The 18,904-nt window shown below is 58.4% G+C and carries 16 protein-coding genes and 1 other RNA gene; 9 read left to right on the top strand and 8 right to left on the bottom strand.

The window, feature by feature from the left end; translation table 11 throughout:
* Nucleotides 1–432 precede the first annotated feature (432 nt).
* From C4J84_RS21960 to C4J84_RS21940, 5 genes are all read right to left on the bottom strand, one after another.
* Nucleotides 433–1,416 (bottom strand): integrase arm-type DNA-binding domain-containing protein, encoded by a 984-nt coding sequence (locus C4J84_RS21960; RefSeq protein WP_256660104.1) that lies wholly within the window; start codon nt 1,414–1,416, stop codon nt 433–435.
* 174 nt (nt 1,417–1,590) lie between these two features.
* Nucleotides 1,591–1,987, bottom strand: a transfer-messenger RNA (tmRNA) gene (ssrA, locus tag C4J84_RS21955).
* A gap of 93 nt (nt 1,988–2,080) precedes the next feature.
* Nucleotides 2,081–2,359: a hypothetical protein gene (locus C4J84_RS21950; protein WP_124430529.1), complete on the bottom strand. Its 279-nt coding sequence runs from the start codon at nt 2,357–2,359 to the stop codon at nt 2,081–2,083.
* Nucleotides 2,360–2,494: 135 nt separating this feature from the next.
* Nucleotides 2,495–5,305: an FAD-binding and (Fe-S)-binding domain-containing protein gene (locus C4J84_RS21945; RefSeq protein ID WP_124436090.1), complete on the bottom strand. Its 2,811-nt coding sequence runs from the start codon at nt 5,303–5,305 to the stop codon at nt 2,495–2,497.
* A gap of 70 nt (nt 5,306–5,375) precedes the next feature.
* The gene (locus C4J84_RS21940; RefSeq protein ID WP_124436089.1) at nt 5,376–7,070 is read right to left on the bottom strand and encodes a lactate permease LctP family transporter; all 1,695 of its coding nucleotides are present in this window, start codon (nt 7,068–7,070) and stop codon (nt 5,376–5,378) included.
* Nucleotides 7,071–7,320: 250 nt separating this feature from the next.
* Here C4J84_RS21940 and C4J84_RS21935 point away from each other — a divergent pair, with 250 nt between their 5' ends.
* Complete coding sequence (locus C4J84_RS21935; protein WP_057725002.1) at nt 7,321–8,088, top strand: GntR family transcriptional regulator; 768 nt, start codon at nt 7,321–7,323, stop codon at nt 8,086–8,088.
* A gap of 37 nt (nt 8,089–8,125) precedes the next feature.
* Here the strand turns inward: C4J84_RS21935 and smpB are convergent, their stop codons facing one another.
* Nucleotides 8,126–8,608, bottom strand: coding sequence for an SsrA-binding protein SmpB (gene smpB, locus C4J84_RS21930; protein WP_003176160.1), 483 nt, complete (start codon nt 8,606–8,608; stop codon nt 8,126–8,128).
* Between the two features lie 169 nt (nt 8,609–8,777).
* On the opposite strand from smpB, the gene C4J84_RS21925 reads away from it, so the two are divergent.
* Nucleotides 8,778–9,212: a type II toxin-antitoxin system RatA family toxin gene (locus C4J84_RS21925; protein WP_124368388.1), complete on the top strand. Its 435-nt coding sequence runs from the start codon at nt 8,778–8,780 to the stop codon at nt 9,210–9,212.
* Entirely contained in the window at nt 9,205–9,507 is a 303-nt protein-coding gene (locus tag C4J84_RS21920; protein WP_124436088.1) for an RnfH family protein, read from the top strand. Before C4J84_RS21925 ends, C4J84_RS21920 begins: the two co-directional genes overlap by 8 nt.
* 55 nt (nt 9,508–9,562) lie before the next feature.
* Here the strand turns inward: C4J84_RS21920 and C4J84_RS21915 are convergent, their stop codons facing one another.
* A complete protein-coding gene (locus C4J84_RS21915; protein WP_124364450.1) occupies nt 9,563–10,090 on the bottom strand; it encodes an outer membrane protein assembly factor BamE in 528 nt (175 codons plus the stop codon).
* A gap of 98 nt (nt 10,091–10,188) precedes the next feature.
* Here C4J84_RS21915 and fur point away from each other — a divergent pair, with 98 nt between their 5' ends.
* Nucleotides 10,189–10,593 carry a ferric iron uptake transcriptional regulator gene (gene fur / locus C4J84_RS21910; RefSeq protein ID WP_003194220.1) on the top strand — a complete coding sequence of 135 codons (405 nt, stop codon included), beginning with the start codon at nt 10,189–10,191 and terminating at the stop codon, nt 10,591–10,593.
* A gap of 86 nt (nt 10,594–10,679) precedes the next feature.
* Here the strand turns inward: fur and recN are convergent, their stop codons facing one another.
* Nucleotides 10,680–12,353, bottom strand: a complete 1,674-nt coding sequence (recN, locus tag C4J84_RS21905; protein WP_124436087.1) for a DNA repair protein RecN — start codon at nt 12,351–12,353, stop codon at nt 10,680–10,682.
* Between the two features lie 254 nt (nt 12,354–12,607).
* Between recN and grpE the strand changes: the two genes are divergently transcribed.
* From grpE to carA, 5 genes are all read left to right on the top strand, one after another.
* Nucleotides 12,608–13,168, top strand: coding sequence for a nucleotide exchange factor GrpE (gene grpE, locus C4J84_RS21900; protein WP_057725007.1), 561 nt, complete (start codon nt 12,608–12,610; stop codon nt 13,166–13,168).
* Between the two features lie 102 nt (nt 13,169–13,270).
* Nucleotides 13,271–15,187, top strand: a complete 1,917-nt coding sequence (dnaK, locus tag C4J84_RS21895; RefSeq protein WP_124364448.1) for a molecular chaperone DnaK — start codon at nt 13,271–13,273, stop codon at nt 15,185–15,187.
* A 318-nt stretch (nt 15,188–15,505) separates the two neighbouring features.
* On the top strand, nt 15,506–16,630 hold the full coding sequence (gene dnaJ / locus C4J84_RS21890) for a molecular chaperone DnaJ (RefSeq protein ID WP_124364447.1): 1,125 nt from the start codon (nt 15,506–15,508) through the stop codon (nt 16,628–16,630).
* 10 nt (nt 16,631–16,640) lie between these two features.
* A complete protein-coding gene (dapB, locus tag C4J84_RS21885) occupies nt 16,641–17,447 on the top strand; it encodes a 4-hydroxy-tetrahydrodipicolinate reductase (protein ID WP_053137815.1) in 807 nt (268 codons plus the stop codon).
* Nucleotides 17,448–17,706: 259 nt separating this feature from the next.
* Nucleotides 17,707–18,843 carry a glutamine-hydrolyzing carbamoyl-phosphate synthase small subunit gene (carA, locus tag C4J84_RS21880; RefSeq protein WP_124436086.1) on the top strand — a complete coding sequence of 379 codons (1,137 nt, stop codon included), beginning with the start codon at nt 17,707–17,709 and terminating at the stop codon, nt 18,841–18,843.
* Nucleotides 18,844–18,904 lie beyond the last annotated feature (61 nt).

Below are 18,904 nucleotides of genomic sequence, written 5' to 3'. Positions count from 1 at the left end.
GTACGCTAATCGTATTGATGGCGCTCCGTTTGCAATTTGGATCACCTGGATTACCTGCATCGCGCTCGGTGTGCTGAGACCTGCCTCGAAGGCTCATCACTACCGCTAAGGTGGGCGTTGTCGCAGAATCGAAAACGTCATCGTCCAGGGGACTTTCAGGAGGCATTCGAGGCCGGTTTTCTGCTGCGTTTGCAGCAGACTCTGCTCAACCTTCGTGAAGCTGCTGCATCCCGACCAACGAGTTTCAATGCTTGAGACGCTAATTAACGTTTGAGACTTTATTTTTCCCGCTAAACCCTCCGATCCAGCGATCTTTGATCGCGCCGATCGGAGGGTTCTCTCGCTCATTCTTGAAGCCACCTCGTTCCACCATTCCAATTTCAAATTTGATTAGCATCGCCGTCGTTTACCCGCCAATAACTACTGACGATCTTATCGAGCGCGGCGCAGTGCCTGTGTCAGAAAGCATCTTCTCGTGGGGCCGTGGCTATCTGAGGGGAATACGTACTCTCTGTTGCCGCTGAGTTGCTTGAGCGTCTCCAGTAACGAAAATGCCTGATCGGTAAGGGGGATTGTGTGCGGCCGACGCTTTTTCATGCGCTCTGGCGGAATGGTCCAAATGCGCTTGTCGAAGTCGATATCTGCCCATCGTGTGGTGGCTGCTTCGGCAGGGCGGGTCATCGTGTGCAACTGCCATTCGATCAGGCAGCGGGTCGTGCGCTTGATGCTGGCGTTCGCGATTTCCATCATGAGCTCGGGAAGCTCCTCAGGTGGTAGCGCAGCCATGTTCTCTTTCTTGGGTTTCTTGAACACCGCCCGAATTCCATTGAGAGGGTTCGCAAATATCAGCCCGGAGTTGACCCCGTAGGTCATGATCTCGTTGAATCGCTGGCTCAATCGTTTCACGGTTTCGAGGCTCCCTTTGGCCTCGATTGGGCGAAGGATCTTGATAACCATTGGAGCAGTGATTTGAGAGAGGGGCGTTGTTTTCATGCTTGGGAAAACATGCAGCGTCAGCGATCTCCAAATGTCTTCGGCGTAGGCTTTGGTTACGGAGTCTTTCTTCAGCTCGAGCCAGGCGGTGGCCACCTTCTCGAAAGTGTGCTCAGTCTCAGCAAGTTTGGCTTGCCTTGCCTCATCACGCTGGGTTTTGGGATCAGTACCCAAAGCGAGCAGTTCACGTGCCTCCGCAGCTTTCTTCCGGGCGTTGGCTAGCGAGAGGTCAGGGTATGGACCAAGCGTCATGTTGATACGGCTTCTGGTCAACGGCTCGCGGTAATTGAAATTCCACATCATCGAGCCGCTGGCGCGTACTCGAAGCTGCAAGCCATCGCCGTCGCTGAGGATGAAGTCTTTACCAGTTGCCTTGACCGCCTTGAGCTGGCGATCGGAGAGGCGGGTTGCGTTAGTAGGCATGGGGGCTACCTCCAGCACCGTTTTGGTATCCTGAAAATGACATTTGGTAGTCCGGGATACCAAAGCGCCTGGAACTCAGAAATTCTCCCAAGACCCCGAAGGCGCCGAAACCCCTGTATTCATTGGATTTCAGGCACAAAAAAAGACGTCCATGGACGTCTTTTTTCGTTGAAGTGGTGGAGCCGGGGGGATTTGAACCCCCGTCCGCCAGTACTCCGCTGTCGGTACTACATGCGTAGCCGTTTCTATTAAGTTAACCCTCAGCGACCCGAAGGGCAGGGTGCTTTGGGCGAGTTGTGTAAGTTTTAGCCGCTTCGTCCACAACGTACTGCACGGCGATTCTGTTCTATATGACAATCACTTTGGGTTTACAGACATCCCCTGGTGATTGCTGGACCCGAAGGTACCAGAAGCTCAGGGCTAAGGCTGCTTACGCAGCGAGAGCGAATTCCTGGCCGTAGTTTTCGTCATTGGCAACTATAAGAAGTTGCAACAGTGGATTTACGAGTTCTGTTACCAACTCGGCATGCACCTAAAGTTTCGCGACCGGCGTCGAATCCTAAACGGCCCCGTGCTTGTAACTCGTTGTTTCTAGTGAGTGACAAGCTTGTGTAGTGTACGCCAAACCTTCACGAAAGGCCAACCCGAAGGTCGGCCCTATCGCTTACTGACCGCCTTTGTCGCCGTTCTGCAGGTCTTGCAGGGCCTTGGAGGTGATTTCGATGCACTTCTTGTGATCGCCGGCGGCGCTGGCTGCTTTCGCTTGGGAGACGGCGGTGTCTATTTCGCCGCTTTTGCCACTGGTGTCGGTGGCGAGCAGCGCTTTACCGTTGTTGATTTTGTCCAGGTTGATCTGGCACAGGTCTTTATCACCGGCCGCAAAAGCAGGGGATGCCAGCATCGCAGCGGTAATGAACAAGCCAGCAAGAGCGGAACGCTTCATAGGGTATCTCCTTGCACAATTGGGCTCGACGCTGCCGGCGTTGGGGGCCTGCCAGCGACATCACTGATGAGCCTCGTTTGTCGAGGCCTATGCAGATGACTACGCCGGCGCGCAGGGGTTCGGTTTTTTTGCAGGCTAATGGGCGCGGGCCTGGGTCACGCGGTCTACGAGGTATACCAAACCGTGATAATCGATGCCGCCGTGCTGGCTCAGGCCGATCTCGCAGGTGCGGCTGGTGGAGATGCCTTCGCTGCAATGTTGCACCGCGTCCTTGAGGGTGCGCAGTGCGTGGGCGTTGAGTTCTGGCGTGGTAAAGCCTTTGTCGCCGGCAAAGCCGCAGCAGTGGATGCCTTCGGGGATGACGACGGTTTTGGCGCAGCGTCGGGCGAGGTCGATCAGCGCTTGGCTTTCACCCAGGTGCTGGGTGCTGCAGGTCACATGGACGGCAATCGGTGCTTCCTGCGGCGTGAAGTCGAGGCGGTCCATCAGGTGGGTGCGGATAAAGCGTACCGGGTCGTAGAGGTCCAGGCGTGTCTCGCCCAGGTCTTGCATCAGGCGCAGGGTGCACGGGCTGGTGTCGCAATAGATCGGGTCGAGGCCGCCACGGCTGGCGTGGAGCAGGGCGCCGAGCAGTTCCTGGCGCTTGTGTTCTGCCTGTTCGGCATAGCCTTTGGAGGCGAAGGGTTGGCCGCAGCACAGGTTGTCTTGATGGTCGGGAAAGACTACCTGGTAACCGGCTTTTTCCAGCAGTCCACGGGTTTTGTCGTACAGCGACATTTGCTCTTTATCCCCCGCCGCCGGGCCCATGGCGCGTGAGACACAGGCCGCCAGGTAGACCACTCGTGGTCGCTCGTCGGTGACGGCCGGGCTGAAGCGAATGGCTTTTTCCGGTTGCGGCATGGCGTTGGTCCATAGCGGGACTTGTCCCTTGGACAGCCGGTTGACGGTGGCCGATAACTTCGCCAGGCGCGGCGCTCCCAGTAGCAGGCGCGCGCCGTTGGCGACATGCAGGGTAAAGCGCGCACCTTGCAGCGCAGTGGCGAAATGGGTGGCGAGCCATTCGGCGGTTTTCGTACGGTCGGCATCGCGGCTGCGCAGTTTTTTCACCAGGTCGCCGGTATTAATGCCAACAGGGCAGCGTTGGGCGCATAGCCCGGTGGCGGCGCAGGTGTCGATGCCTTGGTAGTGGTAGGCCGCTTCCAATTCGGTGGTGTCGACGCCGGCGCGTTGTTTAGCCTGGATATCGCGCCAGATCACAATGCGCTGGCGCGGGCTCAAGGTCAGGCCTTTGGACGGGCACACCGGCTCGCAGAAGCCGCATTCGATGCACTTATCCACAAGCTCGTCGGCGGCGGGCAGGGGCTTGAGGTGCTTGAGATGAATCTGCGGGTCAGCGCTGAGCACCACATCCGGGTTGAGGATGCCGTCGGGGTCCAGCAGGCGCTTGAGCTGCCACATCAATTGATAGGCGTCACTGCCCCATTCCAGCTCGACAAAAGGCGCCATGTTGCGGCCAGTGCCGTGTTCGGCTTTCAGCGAGCCGCCGAATTCAACCGCCACCAGCTGTGCTACGTCGTCCATGAACGCCTGATAGCGTGCGATTTCTTCCGCGCTGTTGAAGCCTTGAGTGAAGACGAAATGCAGATTGCCTTCCAGCGCGTGTCCGAAAAGGATGGCTTCGTCGTAGTGGTGTTTGTCGAACAGTTCGATCAGACGGTTAACGCCAATCGCCAGTTGTTCGACCGGGAAGGTCACGTCTTCGATGATGACGGTGGTGCCGGTTTTGCGCACGGCGCCTACGGCGGGGAAGGTGTCCTTGCGGATCGCCCAGAGCCGGGCGTTTTCCAGTGGGTCCTCGGTGAAGTCGATCTGTTTCTCCACCGGAAACGCTGCCAGGGAGGCCATGATCATCGCCATGTGTTCATGCAGTAATGAAGGGGAGGCAGCGCGGGATTCGATCAACAGCGCGCAGGCATTGTTCGACAGGTGCTGTACGAACGCCGGCATGCCCGGTTTGTCCTGGACCGAGCGCAGACTGCGCCGGTCCAGCAGCTCAACCGCCGAGACCGGTTGGGTTTTCAGCACGGTTACCGCGTTGCAGCAGGTCTCGACATCCGGAAACACGATCAGCGCCGAGGCTTTGTTCGGGTGATCGATCACCGTGTCGTAGGTCACCGCGCTGATGAACCCCAGCGTGCCCTCGGAGCCCACCAGCAGATGGCTGAGGATATCCAGTGCGTCATCGAAATCCACCAGGGCATTGAGCGACAGGCCAGTGGTATTTTTCAGACGGTATTTGTGGCGAATCTTTGCGCAAAGTTCGGCATTTGCCCGCGTTTCGCGGCCCAGTGTCGCCAGGCGTTCGAGCAGCGCGCCGTGGGTCTGACGAAAAGTTTGGACGCTGGCGGGATCTTCGGTGTCCAGGCGGCTGCCGTCGGCCAGCACCAGACGGATGCCGGCCAGGGTGTGGTAGGTATTTTGTGCCGTACCGCAGCACATGCCACTGGCGTTGTTAGCGACGATGCCGCCGATTTTGCAGGCATTGATTGACGCCGGGTCCGGCCCGATCTTGCGCCCGAATGGCGCGAGCCAGGCGTTGGCCTGGGCGCCGATTACGCCCGGTTGCAGGCGGATCTGCAGGCCTTGCCCGCGAATTTCGCGGCCATTCCACTGATCACCCAGCACGATCAGCACCGAGTCGCTGATGGCTTGGCCGGACAAGCTGGTGCCTGCGGCGCGGAAGGTCACGGGAACGTGGTCGCGCTGGGCCAGTTGCAACAATGTGACGACTTCGTCCTCCGACTCAACCCGAATCACCAACTGTGGGATCAGTCGGTAAAAGCTGGCATCAGTGCCGAAGGCGAGGGTGGAAAGTGGATCGTCAAAACGCCGATCCTTCGGAATCAGTTGTGCGACGTCGCTCAGGAATGCTGCAGGCAGGCTCATCGGTCCTCCAGAAATAGCTGACGCCGGAACCGGTGTCCGGCGTCGGTTTTTACCCTATTGCATGCAGGTCTCAGTGCACCAGCATACCGGTGAACCAATACGCCTGCGCCAAAGTGATCAACCCGACGAGGGTGGCAAAAAACAGGCTGTGCTTGAGGGTGAAGCGAAACAGATCGGATTCCTTGCCCACCAGGCCGGTCGCCGCACAGGCCACGGCGATGGATTGCGGCGAAATCATTTTGCCGGTCACGCCACCACTGGTATTGGCCGCTACCAGCAAGGTGTCGTTAACGCCGATCTGGTGCGCGGTGGTCGCTTGCAACGAGCTGAACAGTGCGTTGGACGAGGTGTCCGAGCCTGTCAGGAAAACCCCAAGCCAGCCGAGGAAAGGTGAGAAGAAGGGGAAGGCAGCGCCGGTGCCGGCCAGGACCAAGGCCATGGTGGAGGACATGCCCGAGTAGTTGGTGACAAAGGCGAAGGCCAGCACCATACCGATGGACAGAATTGGCCAGCGCAGTTCGTAGAAGGTTTCTTTTAAAGTGGTAAGACCAGTTTTGAAGTCTATTTTCAGGACTGCCATCGAGATCAGCGCCGAAAAGAAAATCGCGGTACCGGTTGCTGAGATCGGGTCCAGCTTGAATATGGCCGGGATGGCGGTGGGGTTCGTTACGATCGGTGCGACTTTGATCACCAGTTGGTCCAGGTGCGGGATCGCAACGTTGAAGACCCAGCCGTACATCGAGCCGCCTGCGGCGAACATCGCTTTGAACGGCTTGAGTGTCCAGATGGTGACCAGCACGGTGAGGATCAGGAACGGCGACCATGCCTTGAAAATCTGCCCCAGGCTGTACGGCGAAACAACGGTGTTGCGCGGCAAGCCGAAGCCGCCAGCGCTGGCGGTAACCGCTGTACTCGAGGTGGCGCCGGCGATCTGCGCGCCGGCGCTGCGCTTGGGCTGCCAGACTTTCAGGAATAGGGTCAGGGCGATCAGGCTGGCCAGTGCCGAGGTGATGTCCGGCAGTTCCGGGCCGATGAAGTTGGATGTGAAATATTGGGTGACGGCGAAGCTCAGGCCCGCCACCAGGGCTGCGGGCCAGGTTTCGCGAACGCCGTGCAGGCCGTCCATCATGAACACCAGCCAGAAGGGCACGAACAACGACAGCAGCGGCAGTTGGCGGCCGGTCATGGCACCGATCTTGAACGCGTCGATGCCGGTGACTTGGCCTGCAACGATGATCGGGATGCCCAGCGCGCCAAAGGCGACTGGGGCGGTGTTGGCAATCAGGCACAAGCCGGCGGCGTAGAGCGGGTTGAAACCCAGGCCGACCAGCAATGCGGCGGTGATTGCCACGGGCGCACCGAAACCGGCCGCACCTTCGAGGAACGCGCCGAAGCAGAAGCCGATCAGCAGCACCTGCAAGCGTTGATCATCGGTAATCGACAGGACCGAGCTGCGGATGACCTCGAACTGACCGCTCTTGACTGTCAACTTGTAGAGAAATACTGCGGCCACGATGATCCACGCAATCGGCCACAAACCATAGGCAAAGCCGTAGCCGGCGGCGGCCAGGGCCATGTCTACCGGCATCTGGAAGGCAAAGATGGCGACCAGGATCGACAGCGCGAGGGTGATGCTGCCGGCGACGTGCCCCTTGAGACGGAACACGGCCAGGGCCAGGAAGAAAAACACGATAGGAATAACGGCGGCCAGTGCGGATACACCGAGACTGCCGAGAGGGCTGTAGAGCTGTTGCCAGGTTTGCATATGGGGTGGCCCCTGATTGTTGTTGTTTGTATGGCTTGGATAATTGGTAATACCAATTTACAGTCGCTGTGGGCTAGATTAAGAGGCTTGTTGGGGGTGTGTCAATTTGCCGCCCGCGAAACTTTGGTCGTACAGCCGGGCGTGGCTGTTCTGATGGGATGAATCGAAGGCGTTCTGATAGGTGCCGCGAGCGCGGCGATAGGCCAGAATAGAAGCCCCGGCGAGTGGTCGGGATGGCGGAGAGTGGGTTATGGGGTTTGATCAGGTGCGTCAGCGCCGTTTGTCTGACGATATCGTCGAGCAACTTGAGGGCATGATCCTTGAGGGCACGTTGAAGTCGGGCGAGCGCTTGCCGGCCGAGCGTGCTTTGGCTGAGCAATTTGGCGTGTCACGGCCATCGCTGCGAGAAGCGATCCAGAAGCTGGCGGCCAAAGGGTTGTTGGTCAGTCGTCAAGGCGGTGGCAACTATGTGGTGGAATCCCTGGGGTCTACCTTCAGCGACCCTCTGTTGCATTTGCTGGAAAACAACCCGGAAGCGCAGCGGGATCTGTTGGAGTTTCGCCAGACGCTGGAAGCTTCCTGCGCTTACTACGCAGCGCTACGAGCGACGGAAGTTGACCGTGAGCGGCTGACGGCGGCTTTCGAGGCGTTGCAGGATTGCTATGCGCGGGTCGACGAGGTGAGCCGCGTAGAAGAGGGGGCCGCCGATGCGCGGTTTCACCTGGCCATTGCGGAAGCGAGCCACAATGCCGTGTTGCTGCACACCATTCGTGGGCTGTTCGATCTGCTCAAGCGTAACGTGGTGACCAACATTGGCGGCATGTATCAGCAGCGCACCGAAACCCGCGACATGCTGATCAGTCAGCACCGCGATCTGTATTTGGCAATTATCGAAGGGCGCGCTGAGCAGGCGCGCGAAATTTCAACACGTCACCTGCTGTATGTGCAGGAAGTGCTGGAGGAGGTGCGTCAGGAGGTTCAGCGCGTAGCCCGGGCGGAGCGACGTAAAGGCATGTAGCCTCGGGCGGGTTGCCCGAGGCTACAGGGTCACAAGGTTATTCTTCCTTGCCCTTGTTGCGCACCGCGCGATGCAATTCGCGATTGGAGTCGCGCTCGCGTTCGGTATCGCGCTTGTCGTATTCCTTCTTGCCCTTGCCCAGCGCAATTTCGCACTTGACCAGGTGCTTGCTCCAATACCAGGACAAGCAGATGCAGGCGTAGCCTTTCTGTTGCACTGCCGCAGCGAGTTTTTCCAGCTCGCGGGCGTTGAGCAGCAGCTTGCGCGTGCGCACCGGGTCGGCAATCACGTGGGTGCTCGCGGTGGTCAGCGGGGTGATATGACTGCCAAGCAGCCATGCCTCGCCATCCTTGAGCAGCACATAGCTGTCGACCAGCTGCAGCTTGCTGGCACGCAGACTCTTTACTTCCCAGCCGGCCAGGACCAGACCAGCCTCGAACCGATGTTCGATGAAGTAATCGTGTCGCGCTTTTTTATTTTGCGCGATGGTCCCTGTGGGGTGTTTCTTTTGTTTAGCCATAGGGGCGGCATTATAGGGAGTTGCGAGCGAGTCGGCTACGGTCAACCTGCGTGCTTGAGCGTGTTCGATGAATCCCGGACAATGCCGGCAGTTCTTTGGTTTTTTTCTCTCGCGGATCTGGCTGTTCTTTCGCGATGTTTGCCCGCTCAGCTGTGGAAATAACGCTCACATGACGACGCATATTCAACGTTCGGCCCTGCTGCCCTATCCCGCGCAGGCGCTCTATGACCTGGTCAACGACGTGGCGCGTTACCCGGAATTCCTGCCGTGGTGCTCTACTGCCGAGGTGTTGGAGGGCGGTGATGAGTACATGGTGGCCAGCGTCGGCGTAGCCAAGGGTGGGCTTAGTCAGCATTTTGTTACGCGCAATGTGCTGGTACCTGGAAAATCCATCGAGATGAATCTGCAGGAGGGGCCGTTCACCCAGTTGCATGGGGTATGGGTATTCAAGGCGCTGACGGACAAGGCCTGCAAGATCAGCCTGGATCTGTCGTTCGATTACGCCGGGCCTATTGTCCGGGCGACGTTGGGACCTTTATTCAACCAAGCGGCGAATACGCTGGTGGATGCATTCTGCCAGCGAGCCAAGCAGCTGCATGGTTGACATTGAAGTGGTGCATGCCGCCATTGAGCGCCAAGTGTTACTGGCGGTGGCGGTGCCGGAGGGCACAAGCCTGAGGGCGGCAGTGCACATGTCGAGGATTGCTGAGCAATTCCCGCAGTTGGAACTGGCTGAATGCCCATTGGGAATCTTCGGTAAGGTGGTTGCAGACGCTGATACGCTTGTGGTGCAGCCAGGTGATCGAATTGAAATCTACCGGCCGTTGCTGGCAGATCCCAAGGAAGTGCGCAGGCAGCGTGCGGCCAAAGCGGCGAAGGCCAGGCAGCAAAGCTCATAAATTAGCAGACAACAAAAAGCCCGGCATGCCGGGCTTTTTGTTGAGTGTCGCCTTGTTACTGCGGGCTGGTGTCCAGAGGCTGTGGCGTCGGGACTGGCACGGTTTCCACGCCATCGACGTCTTTCTGGATCTGGTCCAGCAAGGAGCCTGGCTTGGCCGGCACCTCGGATTTTGGCTTCTCGGCTTCCTGTGCAGGGGCGGTCACGCTGGTACCGCTGTCCTTGCCCATCAGCGCTTCATCGCGGCTTACGCCGGGCATGAAGTCACCGGATAGGCTGACAAGCTGGTCATTGCCATTGAAGATGACACTGACACGCTCCTGCTGGCGCTCACCGCCGCCAGGCTGGAGGCTGTAGAGATAATCCCAGCGATCGGCATGGAAAGTGTCGGTCAGCAGGGGATTGCCCATGATAAACCGTACTTGCCGTCGGGTCATTCCCGGGCGTAACTGGTCTATCATGTCCTGCGTGACGACATTGCCCTGCTGGATGTCGATTTTGTAAACCCCGGGGAATGAACAACCGGCGAGTGCGAGCAGTCCCACAAAGGTGAAACTGGTTAGCAAGAGCTTGGTGTTTTGCATCGGTGGGCGACTTCCACTATCTTGGCTGGGACAACGTAAACGCCGATCATACCCGTATTAAGAGAAGCTGCGAAGCAGCATCCGCGAGAAAGCTAACCATGGTTGAAAATAGCGAACTACGCAAAGCCGGTCTCAAAGTGACTCTGCCCCGAGTCAAGATTCTACAAATGCTCGATTCTGCTGAGCAGCGCCACATGAGTGCCGAGGACGTTTACAAGGCGCTGATGGAGTCTAATGAAGACGTCGGCCTGGCCACGGTTTACCGTGTCCTGACCCAGTTTGAAGCCGCAGGGCTGGTGGTTCGTCATAATTTCGACGGCGGTCATGCAGTGTTTGAATTGGCCGACGGCGGGCATCACGACCATATGGTTGACCTGGATACCAATGAGGTAATCGAGTTCACCAGCCCTGAGATCGAAGCGCTGCAGCATAAGATCGCTGAGGAGCATGGCTTCGATTTGGTCGACCATAATCTGGTGCTGTACATCCGTAAGAAAAAGTAAAAATCGACGCAGAGTTGCTCTGCGAAACGATTGAAGGCGACCCTAGGGTCGCCTTCGTGCTTTATATAAGAAGCAAAATGCTCGCCTCAAGCCTTCGCGGCGACGACCATTTTCTTCGCATGAGCCAGAGACTCCTTGGTCAAATCAATACCGCCAAGCATCCGCGCCACTTCTTCCACGCGCTCCGACTTGTTCAGCTTGGACACGGCCGTGCGCGTCGCGTCGCTGCCTCGCACCTTGTGCACGAACAAATGCTGATGCCCTTGGGCTGCCACTTGCGGTAAGTGCGTCACCGTAAGCACCTGGCCTCGATCCCCCAGGCGTCGCAACAACTGGCCAACAATCTCTGCAGTTGGCCCGCCAATACCTACGTCCACTTCGTCAAACACCAGTGTCGGTACGCGCGAGGTTTGCGCGGTGATGACCTGGATGGCCAGGCTGATCCGTGAAAGCTCGCCGCCGGAGGCAACCTTTGCCAGGGCTTTGAGCGGTTGCCCCGGGTTGGCACTGACCAGCAGCTCCACCTGTTCCAGGCCATGGGGTTGCAGCTCATGGCTGGTGTTGGCGTTCAACTGGATGGTGAAGCGACCACCGGGCATGCCCAGGCGCTGGATTTCCTGTTCCACGGCGCCGGCCAGGCGGGTGGCGGCCTGCTGGCGAAGCTCGCTCAGCTCGCGAGCCTTTTCCTGATAATGCCGAGCGAAGGAGGCGAGTTCTTCGCCGAGGCGTTCAATGGACTCGTCGTTCGCGTTCAGGGTCTCGATTTCATCCAGCAGTTTTTGCTGCATCGCCGCCACTTCGGTTGGCTGGATTCGATGCTTGCGCGCCAGGGTGTAGATGGTGTCCAGGCGCTCTTCTATTTCCTGCAGGCGCGCCGGGTCGGCATCGAAATGATCCAGAAAGCGATTCAGCTCGCCGACCGCTTCCTCCACCTGGATCTGCGCACTGGTCAACAATGTGGTGGCTTCACTCAGTGAGCTGGATGCGTTATTCACGCTGGACAGCCGATTGAGGCTCGCCGTCAGTGCGTTAAGCACATTGCCGGAATCGCTTTCGCTGCATTGCTCGATCACCTGGCGACAGATACCCAGCAGTGTTTCGGCGTTGGTCAGGTTCTTGTGTTCCTGCTCAAGCTGCTCCAGTTCGGTCTCGCCCAGGCCCAGGCTTTCCAGCTCTTCGAGTTGATAGCTGAGCAGTTGGTGGCGAGCGCGTTGCTCGTCGCCGGAATTGGAAAGGCGTTCCAGTTCCTGGCGCGTCTGCCGCCAGCGTTGAGCGGCCAGGTGAACCTGACGGGCAAGTTCGGTGGCGCCGGCGTACTCGTCGAGCAAGCGGCGATGGGTGTCGGTTTTAAGCAGGGATTGGTGCTCATGCTGGCTGTGAATATCTATCAGCAATTCGCCCAGGGCTTTGAGGTCGCCAAGGGGGCAGGGCGTACCATTGATGTAACCGCGTGAGCGCCCTTCGGCGGTGATCACCCGGCGCAGAATGCACGGCCCTTCATTATTGAGGTCGCGCTCGGCCAGCCAGGCCTCGGCTTCGGGAATGTCCACCAGGTCGAAGGTGGCCAGGATATCGGCCTTATCGGCGCCGGGGCGCACCACGCCGCTGTCGGCGCGGTCGCCGAGTGTCAGGCCCAGGGCGTCGAGCATGATCGACTTGCCGGCGCCGGTCTCGCCTGTGATTACGCTCATGCCGCGATCCAGTTCGAGATCCAGATGTTCAACGATGGCGTAGTTATGTACGGACAGGTGCACGAGCATGAAGGTCGCTCCCAGGCTTTAGGTCTGGTTATTTATACAGTGTTTTGTTCTGGGCTGACAATCCTGACGCTTAGCTCGATTTGCTTGATCGATGTGTTTTTTTAGCGCGATTAGGAATGTAGAGGCAGGAAATGATCCAAGGCATGCGAAAGACTTTTGGTAACGCCTGCGCCCTTGAACCTGAAAATTGTGGCCCCATATACCGGAACAGAAGCGCGAGTTGAGTTCGCGCATGATTTTGAAAGGAGAAATCTATGGCTGACGAACAGACGCAGGATACGCAAACGCCAGACGCCAATTCGGCTGCCGGTGATGAACTGGGAACTCGTGTGCAAGTGCTCGAAGAGCAGCTGGCCGCAGCGCAGGATCAGTCGTTGCGTGTTGCCGCCGATCTGCAGAACGTCCGCCGTCGTGCCGAGCAGGACGTAGAAAAGGCTCACAAATTCGCGTTGGAAAAATTCGCCAACGACCTGCTGCCGATTATTGACAGCCTGGAGCGTGGCCTTGAATTGTCCAACCCGGACGACGAAAACATCCGCCCTATGCGCGAAGGGATAGAACTGACCCTGAAAATGTTCCAGGACACCCTGAAGCGTTATCAGTTGGAAGCCATCGATCCGCAAGGCGGTGAGCCGTTCAACGCGGAGCACCACCAGGCGATGGCGATGCAGGAAAGCCATGACCTCGAGCCCAACAGCGTATTGAAGGTGTTCCAGAAGGGCTACCTGCTCAATGGCCGCTTGTTGCGCCCGGCGATGGTCGTGGTGAGCAAGGCGCCTGCACCCGTTTCGCCTTCTATTGATGAGCAGGCTTGAAATCCGCCGCAAGGCCCCCATTTATAAGTCAAGCGTTTAAGTGCTACCGCAGTTAGCCACAACTGCTGCGGCATCCAAATTCAAGTTTCGGGAGAGTGAATCATGGGCAAAATTATCGGTATCGACCTGGGGACCACCAACTCGTGCGTCTCGGTCATGGAAAACGGCAAAGCCAAGGTTATCGAAAACGCTGAAGGCGCGCGTACCACGCCGTCGATCATCGCTTACGCCAACGACGGCGAGATTCTGGTCGGTCAGTCGGCCAAGCGTCAGGCTGTTACCAACCCGCACAACACCCTGTACGCGGTAAAACGTCTGATCGGTCGTAAGTTCGACGAAGAAGTCGTACAGAAAGATATCAAGATGGTGCCTTACAAAATCGCCAAGGCTGACAACGGTGACGCCTGGGTTGAAGTAAATGGCAACAAGATGTCTGCGCCGCAGATCTCGGCTGAAGTCTTGAAAAAGATGAAGAAAACTGCCGAAGACTACCTGGGTGAAACCGTGACCGAAGCGGTGATCACCGTTCCGGCCTACTTCAACGATAGCCAGCGCCAGGCGACCAAAGACGCCGGCCGCATCGCGGGCCTGGACGTAAAACGTATCATCAACGAGCCTACCGCAGCTGCCCTGGCTTACGGTATGGACAAGGCCAAAGGCGACCACACTGTGATCGTTTATGACCTGGGTGGCGGTACGTTCGACGTTTCGGTTATCGAAATCGCTGAAGTTGACGGCGAGCACCAGTTCGAGGTGTTGGCCACCAACGGCGACACCTTCCTGGGTGGTGAAGACTTCGATATCCGTCTGATCGACTACCTCGTTGACGAATTCAAGAAAGAAAGCGGCATGAACCTCAAGGGTGACCCGCTGGCGATGCAGCGCCTGAAAGAAGCTGCTGAGAAGGCCAAGATCGAACTGTCGTCGAGCATGTCCACCGACGTGAACCTGCCGTACATCACTGCAGACGCTACCGGTCCTAAACACTTGAACGTGAAGATCTCTCGCGCCAAGTTGGAAGCACTGGTTGAAGACCTGGTTCAGCGCACTATCGAACCATGCCGCATTGCGCTGAAAGACGCCGGTATCGACGTTGGTTCCATCAACGACGTGATCCTGGTCGGTGGCCAGACGCGTATGCCGCTGGTACAGCAGAAGGTAACCGAGTTCTTCGGTAAAGAAGCACGTAAAGACGTGAACCCGGACGAAGCGGTTGCCATGGGTGCTGCCATCCAGGGCGCGGTATTGGCCGGTGACGTGAAAGACGTGCTGCTGCTGGACGTCAGCCCGCTGACCCTGGGTATCGAAACCATGGGTGGCGTAATGACTGCGCTGATCGAGAAAAACACCACGATTCCTACCAAGAAATCCCAGGTGTTCTCGACTGCCGATGACAACCAGGGCGCCGTGACCATTCACGTGCTGCAAGGCGAGCGTAAGCAAGCTGCGCAGAACAAATCCCTGGGTAAATTCGACCTGGCCGAGATTCCACCAGCTCCACGTGGTGTGCCGCAGATCGAAGTGACCTTCGACATCGACGCCAACGGTATCCTGCACGTTGGTGCGAAAGACAAGGCTACCGGCAAAGAGCAGAAGATCACCATCAAGGCCAACTCGGGCCTGTCTGATGAAGAAATTCAACAGATGATTCGTGATGCTGAAGCCAACGCTGATGCGGATGCCAAGTTCGCTGAGCTGGCTGGCGCCCGTAACCAGGGTGATGCGCTGGTTCACTCGACGCGCAAAATGGTCGCTGACGCTGGCGACAAAGTGACTGCCGAAGAGAAAACTGCAATCGAAGCTGCCGTGGTTGCTCTGGAAGCCGCTATCAAAGGCGACGACAAGGCCGCTATCGAAGCCAAGGTTGAAGAGCTGTCGAAGGTGTCCGCGCCAGTGGCTCAGAAAATGTACGCCGAGCAAGGCCAGCCGGCCGAAGGTGCTGCACAACAAGCAGAGCCTGAAGCCAAGCACGACGATGTGGTCGATGCCGAGTTCGAAGAAGTCAAAGACCAGAAGTAACTTGGTCGCCCGGTTGACCGCTCACAAGCGGTGACTGGTAGGATGTCGCCGCGCGGGAGCTTGCTCCCGCGTTGGCGTGTCTGGGGTATGCGAATTTTTACAGTATGCGACAGCGTTCGGATGCTGGCGGTGTGATCGGGAATGCTCCTGCTTTCCGAGCAGTAAATGCCGCGTTTTTAGTCGGGTGGCCGGCTAAAGAGTAGTAATGACCAGGATCGTTGAATTGACGTGAGTTGGGTCCGGGCCTGCATTGGGGCTCAACGAGTTTGGCGAGGCTCAGGAGGGTCTGGCTGAACGTCCTTAAGAGTGCAAAGACTTATGGCAAAGCGTGACTATTACGAAGTATTGGGTGTGGAGCGTGGCTGCGCCGACGCGGACCTGAAAAAGGCTTACCGCCGCCTGGCAATGAAGCACCACCCGGACCGTAATCCGGATAGCAAAGAATCCGAAGAAATGTTCAAAGAGGCCAATGAGGCCTACGAATGTCTGTCTGATCCGAACAAGCGTGCAGCCTACGACCAGTATGGGCATGCCGGTGTCGACCCAAGCATGGGCGGCGGTGGTGCCGGTTTTGGTGGGCAGAACTTCTCCGATATTTTCGGCGATGTGTTCAGTGATTTCTTCGGCGGTGGCCGTGGCGGCCAGCGTGGCGGTGCCCAGCGTGGCAGCGACTTGCGCTACACCTTGGAGCTGAACCTGGAAGAAGCCGTGCGCGGCACCAGCGTCAATATCCGTGTACCGACGCTGGTCAACTGCAAGCCGTGCGACGGTTCGGGTGCAAAGAAAGGCTCTTCGCCCATCACCTGCCCGACCTGCGGTGGTATCGGTCAGGTTCGTATGCAGCAGGGCTTCTTCTCGGTGCAGCAAACCTGCCCGCGCTGCCATGGCCAGGGCAAGATCATCTCCGATCCGTGCGACTCTTGCCATGGCGAAGGCCGTGTCGAAGAGTACAAGACGCTGTCGGTGAAAGTGCCGGCGGGAGTGGATACCGGCGACCGCATTCGTCTGTCGGGCGAGGGGGAGGCGGGTGCCCAGGGTGGGCCCACGGGCGACCTGTACGTGGTCATCAATGTGCGCGAGCATTCGATCTTCCAGCGCGATGGCAAGCATCTGTTCTGTGAAGTGCCGATCAGCTTTGTGGATGCGGCCCTGGGCGGCGAGTTGGAGATTCCGACCCTTGATGGTCGGGTCAAGCTCAAGATCCCTGAAGGCACGCAGACCGGCAAGCAGTTCCGTATCCGTGGCAAAGGCGTTGCGCCAGTGCGCGGTGGTGGGGCCGGTGACTTGATGTGTCGTGTGGCGGTAGAAACGCCCGTCAATTTGAATCGTCGTCAGCGCGAGCTGCTTGAAGAGTTCCGCAGTTCGTTAGCGGGTGATGACTCCCACTCGCCAAAAACTACGGGCTTTTTCGATGGCGTGAAGCGCTTCTTCGGCGACCTGTAAGGAATTGAGTATGCGACGTATAGCCGTAATGGGCGCTGCCGGGCGCATGGGCAAGACGCTGGTCGAAGCGGTGCAGCAGCGCTCGCCGGCGTCCGGGCTGACCGCGGCGATCGTTCGCCCAGGCAGCACGTTGATCGGTGCGGATGCCGGTGAGTTGGCCTCGCTGGGCCGTATCGGCGTTTCGTTGTCCGGCAACCTGGAGCAGGTGGCTGACGAGTTCGACGTATTGATCGATTTCACGCTGCCGGAGGTGATGCTGAAAAACTTGGCGTTCTGTCGTAAGGCAGGCAAGGCGATGGTCATCGGTACCACCGGCTTGACGGCCGAGCAGAAGCAATTGCTGGTAGAAGCGGGCAAGGATATCCCAGTGGTCTTCGCTGCGAACTTCAGCGTGGGTGTGAACTTGTCCCTCAAGCTGCTGGACATGGCCGCTCGCGTATTGGGTGATGAGGCGGATATCGAGATTATCGAAACCCATCATCGTCACAAGATCGATGCGCCGTCCGGAACTGCTTTGCGCATGGGCGAGGCTATCGCCGATGCATTGGGGCGTGACCTGTCGAAAGTGGCGGTGTATGGCCGTGAGGGGCATACCGGTGCACGCGCGCGCGACACTATTGGGTTTGCGACAGTGCGCGGCGGTGATGTGGTGGGTGATCACACTGTGCTGTTCGCCACTGAAGGCGAGCGCCTTGAGATCACGCACAAGGCTTCCAGCCGCATGACGTTCGCCAAGGGCGCGGTGCGTGCTGCGCTCTGGCTGGAGGGGCGCGAGCCTGGGTTGTACGACATGCGCGACGTGCTCGACCTGCACTAATCAGTAGCTTAAACAGGGCCTCAAGCTTATGCTTAGGCCCCGTTTTTACCCGCTAGGCGACGCCCTGTCGCATTCTCCTGCCTTTAAGGCTCATTAGTGGTGGACCCAAAAAGCCTTTTTCTGTAAGCTACAGCTTTAGTGTGTCCACTAAAAGCGCGCAGAATTATTCGGTGAAGAAGCGGGGTGACGTGTCCATACGTCACTCCGCTTTTTTACAACCTGCGATCGCCCTTTCAGGCTTTATTTACGGGAGGTCTTCTTGACTAAGCCAGCCATACTCGCCCTTGCTGATGGCAGCATTTTTCGCGGCGAAGCCATTGGAGCCGACGGTCAAACCGTTGGAGAGGTAGTGTTTAACACTGCCATGACCGGCTATCAGGAAATCCTTACCGATCCTTCCTACGCCCAACAGATCGTCACCCTGACCTATCCGCACATCGGCAACACCGGTACTACACCGGAAGACGTCGAGTCTGATCGTGTCTGGTCGGCAGGTCTGGTGATTCGTGACCTGCCTCTGGTGGCGAGCAACTGGCGTAACACGATGTCGCTGTCCGATTACCTGAAAGCCAACAACGTGGTGGCGATCGCCGGTATCGATACGCGCCGCCTCACGCGCATCCTGCGTGAAAAAGGCTCGCAGAATGGCTGCATCATGGTCGGTGACAATATTTCCGAAGAGGCGGCGATTGCCGCGGCGCAAGGGTTCCCTGGCCTGAAGGGCATGGACCTGGCGAAAGTCGTCAGCGTCAAAGAGCAGTACGAATGGCGCTCCACTGTCTGGGACCTGAAGACCGACAGTCACGCGACCATCGACGCGGCCGAGCTTCCATACCATGTGGTTGCCTACGACTACGGCGTCAAATACAACATCCTGCGCATGCTGGTCGAGCGCGGTTGCCGCGTCACCGTTGTGCCTGCACAAACCCCGGCCAGCGACGTGCTCGCCCTGCAGCCGGACGGTGTGTTCCTGTCCAACGGCCCGGGCGACCCCGAGCCATGCGACTACGCCATCCAGGCGATCAAGGAAGTGCTGGAAACCGAGATTCCGGTATTCGGCATCTGCCTGGGCCACCAGTTGCTGGCCCTGGCCTCCGGCGCCAAGACCCTGAAAATGGGGCACGGCCACCACGGCGCCAACCATCCTGTGCAGGATCTGGATACCGGCGTTGTAATGATCACCAGCCAGAACCACGGTTTTGCGGTGGATGAAGCGACCTTGCCGGCTAACGTGCGCGCCATTCACAAGTCGCTGTTCGACGGCTCCCTGCAAGGCATCGAGCGCACCGACAAGAGCGCGTTCAGCTTCCAGGGCCACCCTGAAGCCAGCCCGGGCCCGAACGACGTAGCGCCGCTGTTCGACCGTTTCATCAATGAGATGGCCAAGCGACGCTGACTGAGCGGCTTGCGGGCGGCCCCTGACTTCGGTGGCCCCCGCAGGCTCTTCAAGGATTGTT

Source organism: Pseudomonas sp. R11-23-07 (assembly GCF_003852295.1).
Taxonomy (GTDB): domain Bacteria; phylum Pseudomonadota; class Gammaproteobacteria; order Pseudomonadales; family Pseudomonadaceae; genus Aquipseudomonas.
The sequence above is the reverse complement of the archived record's forward strand: the minus strand, read 5'-3'. Positions and strand labels throughout refer to the sequence as shown.

Bases quoted from the DNA above. Each gene is read 5' to 3' on its own strand.
- C4J84_RS21960 (WP_256660104.1), bottom strand. From the start codon at position 1,416: ATGCCTACTAACGCAACCCGCCTCTCCGATCGCCAGCTCAAGGCGGTC.
- fur (WP_003194220.1), top strand. From the start codon at position 10,189: ATGGTTGAAAATAGCGAACTACGCAAAGCCGGTCTCAAAGTGACTCTG.
- smpB (WP_003176160.1), bottom strand. From the start codon at position 8,608: ATGGCTAAACAAAAGAAACACCCCACAGGGACCATCGCGCAAAATAAA.
- C4J84_RS21950 (WP_124430529.1), bottom strand. From the start codon at position 2,359: ATGAAGCGTTCCGCTCTTGCTGGCTTGTTCATTACCGCTGCGATGCTG.
- dnaK (WP_124364448.1), top strand. From the start codon at position 13,271: ATGGGCAAAATTATCGGTATCGACCTGGGGACCACCAACTCGTGCGTC.
- recN (WP_124436087.1), bottom strand. From the start codon at position 12,353: ATGCTCGTGCACCTGTCCGTACATAACTACGCCATCGTTGAACATCTG.
- dnaJ (WP_124364447.1), top strand. From the start codon at position 15,506: ATGGCAAAGCGTGACTATTACGAAGTATTGGGTGTGGAGCGTGGCTGC.
- C4J84_RS21920 (WP_124436088.1), top strand. From the start codon at position 9,205: ATGGTTGACATTGAAGTGGTGCATGCCGCCATTGAGCGCCAAGTGTTA.
- C4J84_RS21935 (WP_057725002.1), top strand. From the start codon at position 7,321: ATGGGGTTTGATCAGGTGCGTCAGCGCCGTTTGTCTGACGATATCGTC.
- C4J84_RS21915 (WP_124364450.1), bottom strand. From the start codon at position 10,090: ATGCAAAACACCAAGCTCTTGCTAACCAGTTTCACCTTTGTGGGACTG.
- dapB (WP_053137815.1), top strand. From the start codon at position 16,641: ATGCGACGTATAGCCGTAATGGGCGCTGCCGGGCGCATGGGCAAGACG.
- C4J84_RS21940 (WP_124436089.1), bottom strand. From the start codon at position 7,070: ATGCAAACCTGGCAACAGCTCTACAGCCCTCTCGGCAGTCTCGGTGTA.
- grpE (WP_057725007.1), top strand. From the start codon at position 12,608: ATGGCTGACGAACAGACGCAGGATACGCAAACGCCAGACGCCAATTCG.
- C4J84_RS21925 (WP_124368388.1), top strand. From the start codon at position 8,778: ATGACGACGCATATTCAACGTTCGGCCCTGCTGCCCTATCCCGCGCAG.
- C4J84_RS21945 (WP_124436090.1), bottom strand. From the start codon at position 5,305: ATGAGCCTGCCTGCAGCATTCCTGAGCGACGTCGCACAACTGATTCCG.